The sequence below is a fragment of the Zarconia navalis LEGE 11467 genome, assembly GCF_015207075.1.
Classification (GTDB): Bacteria; Cyanobacteriota; Cyanobacteriia; order Cyanobacteriales; family Geitlerinemataceae; genus Zarconia; species Zarconia navalis.
Genome location: NZ_JADEXN010000182.1, coordinates 1 through 8,883, shown reverse-complemented (window position 1 = coordinate 8,883; position 8,883 = coordinate 1). Strand labels below are relative to the sequence as shown.

At 46.3% G+C, this 8,883-nt stretch carries 11 protein-coding genes and 1 pseudogene; 6 read left to right on the top strand and 6 right to left on the bottom strand.

Going from position 1 to position 8,883, the window contains the following annotated elements:
- Window positions 1–389: pseudogene (locus tag IQ235_RS11255) on the bottom strand (sigma-70 family RNA polymerase sigma factor); the annotation flags it as partial.
- A 75-nt stretch (window positions 390–464) separates the two neighbouring features.
- The gene (locus tag IQ235_RS11250; protein ID WP_264321557.1) at window positions 465–734 is read right to left on the bottom strand and encodes a hypothetical protein; all 270 of its coding nucleotides are present in this window, start codon (window positions 732–734) and stop codon (window positions 465–467) included.
- Window positions 735–1,045: 311 nt separating this feature from the next.
- Here IQ235_RS11250 and IQ235_RS11245 point away from each other — a divergent pair, with 311 nt between their 5' ends.
- The 4 genes from IQ235_RS11245 to IQ235_RS11230 all read left to right on the top strand — a co-directional run bounded on the left by IQ235_RS11245 (window position 1,046) and on the right by IQ235_RS11230 (window position 4,405).
- Entirely contained in the window at window positions 1,046–1,618 is a 573-nt protein-coding gene (locus IQ235_RS11245; RefSeq protein ID WP_264321556.1) for a GNAT family N-acetyltransferase, read from the top strand.
- A 225-nt stretch (window positions 1,619–1,843) separates the two neighbouring features.
- Window positions 1,844–2,695, top strand: coding sequence for a ribonuclease HI (gene rnhA / locus IQ235_RS11240; protein WP_264321555.1), 852 nt, complete (start codon window positions 1,844–1,846; stop codon window positions 2,693–2,695).
- 127 nt (window positions 2,696–2,822) lie between these two features.
- Window positions 2,823–3,725, top strand: a complete 903-nt coding sequence (locus IQ235_RS11235; RefSeq protein ID WP_264321554.1) for a class I SAM-dependent methyltransferase — start codon at window positions 2,823–2,825, stop codon at window positions 3,723–3,725.
- A gap of 56 nt (window positions 3,726–3,781) precedes the next feature.
- Window positions 3,782–4,405 carry a Coq4 family protein gene (locus IQ235_RS11230; RefSeq protein ID WP_264321553.1) on the top strand — a complete coding sequence of 208 codons (624 nt, stop codon included), beginning with the start codon at window positions 3,782–3,784 and terminating at the stop codon, window positions 4,403–4,405.
- A gap of 111 nt (window positions 4,406–4,516) precedes the next feature.
- Here the strand turns inward: IQ235_RS11230 and IQ235_RS11225 are convergent, their stop codons facing one another.
- Window positions 4,517–4,852 (bottom strand): cupin domain-containing protein, encoded by a 336-nt coding sequence (locus IQ235_RS11225; RefSeq protein ID WP_264321552.1) that lies wholly within the window; start codon window positions 4,850–4,852, stop codon window positions 4,517–4,519.
- A gap of 73 nt (window positions 4,853–4,925) precedes the next feature.
- A complete protein-coding gene (locus tag IQ235_RS11220; protein ID WP_264321551.1) occupies window positions 4,926–5,579 on the bottom strand; it encodes a DJ-1/PfpI family protein in 654 nt (217 codons plus the stop codon).
- 438 nt (window positions 5,580–6,017) lie between these two features.
- Between IQ235_RS11220 and IQ235_RS11215 the strand changes: the two genes are divergently transcribed.
- Window positions 6,018–6,401 (top strand): helix-turn-helix transcriptional regulator, encoded by a 384-nt coding sequence (locus IQ235_RS11215; RefSeq protein ID WP_264321550.1) that lies wholly within the window; start codon window positions 6,018–6,020, stop codon window positions 6,399–6,401.
- Window positions 6,402–6,601: 200 nt separating this feature from the next.
- On the opposite strand, the gene IQ235_RS11210 is transcribed toward IQ235_RS11215, so the two are convergent.
- The gene (locus tag IQ235_RS11210) at window positions 6,602–7,465 is read right to left on the bottom strand and encodes a class I SAM-dependent methyltransferase (RefSeq protein ID WP_264321549.1); all 864 of its coding nucleotides are present in this window, start codon (window positions 7,463–7,465) and stop codon (window positions 6,602–6,604) included.
- Between the two features lie 50 nt (window positions 7,466–7,515).
- A complete protein-coding gene (locus IQ235_RS11205; RefSeq protein WP_264321548.1) occupies window positions 7,516–8,277 on the bottom strand; it encodes a class I SAM-dependent methyltransferase in 762 nt (253 codons plus the stop codon).
- A gap of 240 nt (window positions 8,278–8,517) precedes the next feature.
- Here IQ235_RS11205 and IQ235_RS11200 point away from each other — a divergent pair.
- Window positions 8,518–8,883, top strand: a 366-nt coding sequence (locus tag IQ235_RS11200) for a Tex-like N-terminal domain-containing protein (RefSeq protein ID WP_319592576.1), incomplete at its 3' end; no start/stop codon positions are given.

Sequence of the window (8,883 nt, the reverse complement as noted above, 5' to 3'; positions counted from 1 at the left end):
TTTTTGACCCAGTCTTCCACGTCTTCTAAAATAGGTGGGGTTTGCGGTGGGGCTGAGGGTTCGGGAATATTGTTAAAATCCGGGCTGGGTTGACCATTTTCTACCCTCAGATCGTACAATCTCCGTTTGAGATAGTTATCTAACCAGGTGGTGACCCGACTCAAAGCCGGATTGTAAGGTTCTTTGGTGGTGGTAGCTTCGCAAAGATTGCGACAACAATACAGCCACATTTGTTGCTTGGCTTCTTCGTAATAGGGTACATTTTCCTTCCACAGTTTGCCCGATTGCTCGATGGCACGCACGAGTCGACTTAAACTCCGCCGACGTTCGCAACTGCCGGGAGGATGCTGACAAGTTTTTTCAACTAGTTTGCCTAAGGTATCTGACATAAGCATCATCGAACTGATATATCTTGTTATCGGTCGATTTGTCACAAAATATGCAAATTCGCTCCCGTGAGGGGGTTACAAGGAGATACGAGATTTTACTCGCAAAATGTAAATGTTTGTAACAATTTGCATAACTGATGGGAGATCGGCTGATGTCTTCATGGCTACTGATAAATACACCGTCCCGATCGGTGCGCGTTTGCACGCTGCCTGGGTTTGTGCAAACGCGAGGAAGTCTTGGGGATGACCCAAGCAGATGGCTTCTAGAGTGTTGTGCGATCGCGATCGTTCTTTAATTAGACCGGCGATCGCACTTTTTTTGCTTCTGAGATCGGATTTACGCAACAGCTCCAGAAGTCGGGGTGCCCAGTCGTGTAATCTGAGTTTTGGTTAAGCATCCAAGGACGAATGACTCAACGGTACGATCTGGCTGTCTACCCATTTCTGGAGAACGGCAGCATCTGGCTTTGAGCTGATTCACCCACGGGTATTCGTGTCGGAAAATTCCCCCGCGAGAAAGACACCGAGCCGACACAATTTCACGATTTTCGAGTCAAAACGGAACCGGGGAAAAAGGAAAATCTCAAAGAATTTCAGGTTCTTTCAAAAGTCGTCGATGATTCGATCGAAGGTTAGGGCATTAATTAAAAATCGAGATGGAAACGAACGGGCCTCAACTCGAAAGCCAACACTTACTCCTTCGTTTAGCCCGCCAGGAAGATGTGGTGGCGATCGTTCGATACTACACCGAACACCAGGCATATCTTGCCCCCTTCGAGCCAAGGAAAAGTCCCCAATTTTATACGCAAGCTCATTGGAAACGGGAGGTAAAAGCCCGAGTTGAGGAGTTTGCCACGGATCGATCGCTCAAACTCATTTTATTTGAGAAGGAGAATTTTGAGGCGATCGTGGGAACGCTCAACTTCACCAACTTTATTCGAGGCGCATTTCACTCTTGTACCGTCGGCTACAGCATCGCCGAAGCCAAACAGGGATGCGGTTACATGAGAGAAGCCCTAAGCATTGCCATCGATTATGCCTTTACGGAATTGAACCTGCATCGCATCACGGCCGCCTACCTTCCCCACAACCAACGTAGCGGCAAGCTGCTAAAACGCTTGGGTTTCGTCGTCGAAGGTTACGCCCGTGACTATCTCAGAATCGACGATTGCTGGCAAGACCACATCCTCACCAGTCGAATCAATACAAACTGGCGATCGGATTTTTAAGCCGTGCGGAATTTGGACGATCTCCGAGTCTTCCCATTTCCCGAATCTAACAGGACTTATACAAAGCCTCTATCTATAGGAGCTGTTAGCCTTGTGTTGCGATCGCGCTCACTAGCGTGCTTGCGCAGTCAAAACATAATCCTCAAAAACAGATACCCAAAACCCCTCCCCGATCGGGTATAGTCCAAATCTGTGCCAAAGTTGTCAATTTAGACTCGAAAACCCATGACACTTCCTGCTAAGATTGAGAGCCTCTATACAGATGGGGCTTGTAGTAACAACCCAGGAATGGGGGGCTGGGGTGTGTTGGCAATCTATCGCGACGGTTCGGTTTTCGAACTCGGAGATGCCGAACCCGATACAACCAATAACCGTATGGAGATGCAAGCAGCGATCGCCGCTCTGCAATTGTTTGCCGACTCCGGGCAATCCGATCCCGTGACCCTATACACCGACAGCGAGTACCTCAAAAAAGGTATTACCCAATGGATTCGAGGCTGGAAAAAGAAAAACTGGAAAACCGCTTCGGGAAAACCCGTTTTGAATCGAGATTTATGGGAAACCCTCGATACTCTCAACTCGTCCCACGTTCGATGGGAGTACGTTCGGGCCCATGCGGGCAATCCCGGTAACGAACGCTGCGATGAAATTGCCCGCACCTTTGCGACTGGCCAGTTTCCAGCCCTTCGACAGGTCACTAAACCGACTCGCAACGGACAAACGATCGACAGCCCCCCGAGCAAAACGGTACAATCGACATCTATACCTTCTAACCTTTCAACCTTTGATTCTGCGATGACTGACGTGACTATTCCCATGAATGACAGCGCCCTTGACAATTTGGCCCGTACTTCCAAAGTAGGGCAACTGCGCGATCTGATTGATAGCTTGCGAATTGCCGATGAAATTGCCGACAAGGGCTATCTCATTAGCAGTTCCGAACTGGCCGATCTAATTAATGTAAATGCGAGTGCCGTCACCAGTCGAGGCGACCATTGGGTTTGGCGTAACTGGGTTGTTTCGCGAGTGCGGCGCGAAGGCAATCAAATTCTCTGGCAATTGGAACGAGTGGATTAACTTCCAGCGTTAAGATTTCGAGCGTCCCCCTTAGTTTGATTCTAGAAGCTAGGGGGGAAAGCTAAGACTTACCGAAAAACCCATAACGATCGAATGATGGGCGAGTTGGGCTGTCAAATGCCTGAATATGACTTGGAGGGAAAACGCAGTGAGCGATCGAGTCGAACTCGAAAAATACAAGCAACAGATCGCCAATTTGTATAGCGCTCGCAGTGCCAGTTACGATCGTGGCGACTGGCATCCTCGAATTGCTCGCCGACTGGTCGAATACGCAAGATTAAGCCCAGGGCAACAGGTCTTAGATATTGCCACGGGGACGGGCATGGTGGCGCTCTTAGCAGCCCAAATTGTCAAAATGGAAGGGCATGTGATTGGGATTGATATCTCAACGGGTATGCTCGAACGGGCTCGCCAAAAACTGAAAGCCAGTGGCTTGAAAAATATCGAGTTTCAGCTCGCTGATGGGGAAGCATTAAGCTTTCGCGAGAACCACTTCGATACCATCTTTTGTTCGTCAGCGATGATTTGGATGTCTGACTTGCACCGGGCCTTACGCCTTTGGCAGCGGTGCTTGAAACCAGGGGGACTTCTCTGCTTCCATGCTTTCGCGGACACTGCGTTCGTCGGTGGAGTCGTCTCACAAAAGATACTCGAAAAATATGATGTTTCCCTGTCGTTAAATAAACCAACAGGAACCACTCAGAAATGCTACGACTTAATGGACGCAGCCGGGTTTGAAAACATAGAAATTAAATCCGAGCCAGATGGCAGCTATATCAGTCTCGAACAAGCCAAGGGAATGTGGATAGGAGATAGTAGCTTTCCAACACCGGGACAGTACCCGAATCCCTTGCGAGAACTGTCATTATCACAACGGGTGGAGGCGAAGATCGAATTTGATGCGGTCTTGGATTCATTACAAACCGAACGAGGAATTTGGGACGATCGTACGATCTTTTATACTCTCGGTCGTAAAGCTTTTCCAAAAGATGGGTTGGCGAGCGGTCGCATCATCTCGAATGGGTATTAACAATGACTCCACAGACAATTGAGCATCTAGCTTATCCTGAATCGAGGACTAGCAAAATGATTAAGTTCCAACAACTCTATCGCGCTTATCAGCTCTATCGTCAGAAGTCAGAATACTTGGGGGATGTGGCAATTCTCAAAGCCGATGCTTTCGATGCGAGCATGACCCCAGAACTTGCCGAGAAAATGCAACCCGTCGTCGGCTATTACCCAAACATCGACTTAGAAAAACTCAGTCAACTTCCCGATGGTACGTTTGGACGAGAATACGCGCGGCATATGCGCAATAACCATTTAAAGCCGTTAAATGTGAGTCCAGAGTTAACAGAAATTGCCGATCGCAATGTGTTTGCTCTTCGCTATGCCATCACTCACGATATCTTTCATCTCTTACTGGGATTCGATACCAGTTATGCGGGAGAAATGGGAGTTTTGGCCTTTGCCGTAGCGCAAAATTACAGTCCGCAAAATCGGCTGGGGTTGCTGCTGGGTCGAGTTATCTATCCGATTTTAGCACCGGGTCAGATCGAACAAATTTTTGCCAATATCCGCAAAGGTAAAGAACTCGGAGAACGGGCTGAATTTTTGTTGAAATATCGGTTTGAGGAATGGTGGGAAAAGTCTCTGGTGGAGGTTCGATTTTCTTTGGGCTTACCAGAAGTCGCTAATCTTGCATCCTAAGCACGAATTTATAGCCCTAGATAGGTCGTTTCAGATAAATATCATAAGTTTTATCTGAGAGGCAGATTTGGAATATCTGTGAGTCTTTAACGATCGCAACAATCTCGCTTTCTAATCACTTTCAAATTCTCCCATGGCTCCGAGTCGAATTGTGATTAATTCAACATCGGTCAGTGCTTGATGCGGACCTTGGCATGTTCCCTTGGATGTTATCCAAAAACAACCCTTCTCACAAAGCCGCTCTCCTGTTTTTATACTGCCTGAAACCACAAAAACATACTCATCAACCGGGTGTGTATGAGCTGGGATAATTGTTCCTTTCTTCATTTTTAGGCGATGGATAGAACCTTCTGGAACTGGCTCTGCTAGAACTACCCAACTTGCACCTGGAAATGCTGTTAAATCCGAATATTTTTGTTCTGAAAAGTCCTGAAATGTTTGAGCCATCAGTTTGATTCTCGATATCGAATAACTAGAGTTTAGACTAAACAATGCGATCGCACTCAACCAGCCACAGTGTCTACGCTTGCATTACCCCTGATACAAAAGACATCGCTTTCTCGACCAACTCAGGATCTGCTTTCTCAGGAGAACCTGCATCAAAAGGAGGGGCTGGATCGTATTCGATAAGGAGCTGCGTAATCTTTGCAATGTCCTCACCGTAGAGTCTGGCGGCGACAGTAAGGCCAAAGTCGATGCCTGCGGTTACACCGCCGCCAGTCATACGGTTGCGATCTACCACAACTCGCTCTGTGCCAACTGCAACGCCTAGGCTGGCTAATTTCTCTCGTGCCGCCCAGTGAGTCGCTGCGCGATAGCCGTTTAGTAACCCTGCTTTGGCTAGAAATTCAGACCCACCGCACACCGAGGTCACAAACTTAGCGTCGTTGCCCTGCTTGGCTAAAAAGTCTAGTATCTCTGCATCATCTACGACTGCGTTTTGACCCATGCCACCGCCGATGCAGATAATATCTAGAGGTGGGCACTTTGCGAAGGTCATATCGGGTGTAATGACCGTGCCATCGTCTGTGGTAATTGGGTTTAGCGTTTTCCAAAGGCGATGAATCCGAACGCCAGGAAGTGAGTTGAATACGGTCTGTGGTCCGATGACGTCGAGGGCAGTCATACCTGGATAGAAAACGAAACCGATAGCATAGCTGGGCATTTCTGGCATATATTTGAGCCTTCTAGTAATTGTGTTTAGTGATGGGCATGATAGAACGTCTGTCCTGTTTCTATACTAGGAATAACAACCGGCTGGGCATAGACCTCGATCGAGTACTCTTTGACCAGAACAATGAGTAGAACAATGACCGCCTTGCAGCCTCTATTTAAAGCAATTCAGCAAAGTGATGATAGGTCCAAGATGCGATCTCACCTCACACCCATACTGCTGGAGTACTTTGAAGCTAATCGCGCTGGCATCTTTTTCTTCGATCGGCTCAAGCAGGTTAGTCCTAAACTGCGTAGAGTTCTAGATATAGCTCTTTGCGTCGATCGCAATCCTCTTTTTGGATACATGACAGAACGCCACACGCCGGTTCACGAGGGGATGGTGACTACACCGAAAGCCTGGAAGATAATTTGCCCTCGTCCAGATCACTGGCACGTAATGGCAGGACCCCTTATTCAAGGGGGGCGGATAGTCGGCTCAGTGGGCTGCACTCGCGACAAGACCATGCCCGCCTTCAACAGTCAAGATGTCACGGATCTAAGCGCTGTTTGTTTGCATCTATCGGAGCGTACAGCCGTGTTACGCTCCACGCTACCCACAAGCTCTGAGCCTTCCATCCTAGCTAGCGAGCAACTGACGCCGCGCGAGCTAGAAATTGCTAATTTAGTGGCTTTGGGTAGAACTAACGCAGAGATCGGTCGTGAGCTATGGATTACGGAGAATTCTGTTAAGCAGGCGCTGAAGCGGATGTTTCGCAAGCTGAAGGTGCGATCTCGCACACAGATGGTGACACAGATTTCTAGAACGCAAAGTAACTCATAGGAGAATGATTAAGCTGCGTAGCCGCTTAATCAAATAAACAGCATTGCCTTTATTTTTCGCTTCCAATTAATAATGAAACCGCCTTCATTCACTAGAGTTTAGTCTAAACTCCAGTAATAATCAGTCTACTGCGATTCAATACCCATTTCAATTTTTTCGATCGGCTTTCTAGGAAAAGTGACTAAAAATAAGTAAAAATATTAGGCTCTAACTGTAACGATGTACCACATATTTGCTGGAAAAGTTCGTTTTTCACAGAACATTTCTTCTAAATCGTTAAATTGTAAAATTTCAATTTCGTTAAACCCTTTTTCTTTTAACCACTCTTCCATTTCATCGCCGTACATCCCAAAACGATAGGGTTCGCCAATTTTTGCCAAGTGCTCGATATTGATATTGATTCCGGGAATTCGATCGTTTTTAAATGTCATCAGCGGCGAACAACAGTCAAAGACAAATACCGAACCTGGAGCCATTTGAAGCTTAATATAATCTAAAACTTTGGAAATACTGTCTCGCTCCAAATAGTAGCTAACGCCTTGCCAAACATAAATAGTCGGAACTTTGCTTTCAAAGCCATACTCAAAAATGCGGTTGAGATTGTCTCGATTTAGGTCGAGAGAAATAAGTGATAAATCTCGAGGAATAACGCCCAGTTTGGAACGCAAGCATTTTTGTTTCTCTTCAATCGTTTCGGGAAGATCTATTTCAAAAGTTTTCACCGAATTTTCTTTAATAGTAGAAAGGCGAAAAAATCTCGTATCGTAACCGGAACCGAGTAGAATAAGTTGTTTGCATCCTGCTGAAATTGATGCTTCGATCGCCCGATCGCCATACTTTTCTCGCAAAATAATATACCAGTAGGCAAGATGCTGAAAATGCTCTTCATCATCTTGAGGTTGAGCGATTGCGTTAAGGGGGTTTTGTTTCAAAAATTCAAGATCGGATTCGTCAAAGAACCAGCGAATATAACGATCTTCCAAAAGAATATCGCTTTGATATTGATGGGCAAGCTTTAAAAAAGCTGCTCCTTTGTTTGTTTTGTTTTTCCATTCAATAGCCATTTTAAAATTTTTGGGCTTTATAAATTTCCAGACAATACTATATCAAAATATTAAGTGAATACGTCTGATTTAAATTCGCCAATTCGCATAGAAATCGAAGTCCGTACGAGCTTAGACAAATGTATATCTCCCCAAACATCGGATAACCGATCGCGAATTAAGTCAATGGGATTGCTGTTGCGGGCTGAAATAAATCGTTGGGTTGCCGACCAAGTTTCTAAATAGCCGAATACCCGATCGAGAGACCACATCGCTTCCATTTGAAATTGGGGCGTTACCCGTTCTTCAAAGGGGAAATCAATCGATCGATATCCTTCTTCAATCAGTTGACGTTCCGGCGACCAATATTCTCCTATAATTTGATGGTAGTATTCTTCGATAATCGGATCGATTTTTTCAGAGATCGATAGAAGTTGGTAGCACCATACCGCTAATATTCCGCCCGGTTTAAGAACTCGCTTAACTTCTACATAAAATCTCTCGATATCGAACCAATGGAGAGCTTGACCGACGGTCGCTAAATCTATTGAATGGGTTTCGATCGTCGTTTGTTCCGCCGGTTCAACTCGGTAATTAATTAGAGGATGAGGCGCGGCATTTTCGATTTGAGAAGCACTCGCATCGGTAGCAATAATTTTCTTAAAATACGGTACTAAACTCATTGCTACTTGTCCGCTGCCCGTGGCGCAATCCCAAACCCGATCGCATCGATCGCATTGCGAAGCGAGGTACTCGAATAAAGCATCGGGATATCGAGGACGATAGGTGGAATAGGCAGAAGCTTGTTTAGAAAAATAGTCTTTGAAAGTCATAAATAATGGATTTTAAAGGACTCCTAATCTCCAGTCTCACTAATTTTTCGGGCGACCTTTGCCTTCTCGATCTTTTTGGGGTTGATTCAAGTCAGTCTTGTGAATTTCCCGAAGGAGTCAAACTTATTTTTTGAAGAGGTCCGATCGAGCCTAAGCTTAATATTGAAGCATAACTTAAAAGAAAAGCGATAATGGTATCCTATTGCTAAACTTCACGTCTATCGTTTTTCAATAGCCCCGATGCTCGACATTCCCCAACAGTTAGCCACCGAACTTTCCCTCAAGCGCACTCAAATTGATAGCGCCCTCTCCCTATTCGCTGAAGGGGCAACCATTCCGTTTATCGCCCGCTATCGCAAAGAACGCACGGGGAACATGACGGAGGTGGAACTGCGCCAACTGAGCGATCGCTTCACTTATTTGACGGAGTTGGAAGAACGCAAAGCCACTATACTACAAGCGATCGCCGATGCGGGGAAACTCACCGATGAATTGCAAGCCCAAATCGAAGCCTGCGATCGAAAAACAGAACTCGAAGATCTCTATCTCCCCTACCGCCAAAAACGGCGAACTCGCGCCACTGCCGCCCGAGAAAAGGGACTCGAA

Excerpts from the sequence above, each read along its gene's own strand:
- IQ235_RS11245 (WP_264321556.1), top strand. The coding sequence starts at position 1,046 with ATGGAAACGAACGGGCCTCAACTCGAAAGCCAACACTTACTCCTTCGT.
- rnhA (WP_264321555.1), top strand. The coding sequence starts at position 1,844 with ATGACACTTCCTGCTAAGATTGAGAGCCTCTATACAGATGGGGCTTGT.
- IQ235_RS11235 (WP_264321554.1), top strand. The coding sequence starts at position 2,823 with ATGACTTGGAGGGAAAACGCAGTGAGCGATCGAGTCGAACTCGAAAAA.
- IQ235_RS11230 (WP_264321553.1), top strand. The coding sequence starts at position 3,782 with ATGATTAAGTTCCAACAACTCTATCGCGCTTATCAGCTCTATCGTCAG.
- IQ235_RS11225 (WP_264321552.1), bottom strand. The coding sequence starts at position 4,852 with ATGGCTCAAACATTTCAGGACTTTTCAGAACAAAAATATTCGGATTTA.
- IQ235_RS11220 (WP_264321551.1), bottom strand. The coding sequence starts at position 5,579 with ATGCCAGAAATGCCCAGCTATGCTATCGGTTTCGTTTTCTATCCAGGT.
- IQ235_RS11215 (WP_264321550.1), top strand. The coding sequence starts at position 6,018 with ATGGCAGGACCCCTTATTCAAGGGGGGCGGATAGTCGGCTCAGTGGGC.
- IQ235_RS11210 (WP_264321549.1), bottom strand. The coding sequence starts at position 7,465 with ATGGCTATTGAATGGAAAAACAAAACAAACAAAGGAGCAGCTTTTTTA.
- IQ235_RS11205 (WP_264321548.1), bottom strand. The coding sequence starts at position 8,277 with ATGACTTTCAAAGACTATTTTTCTAAACAAGCTTCTGCCTATTCCACC.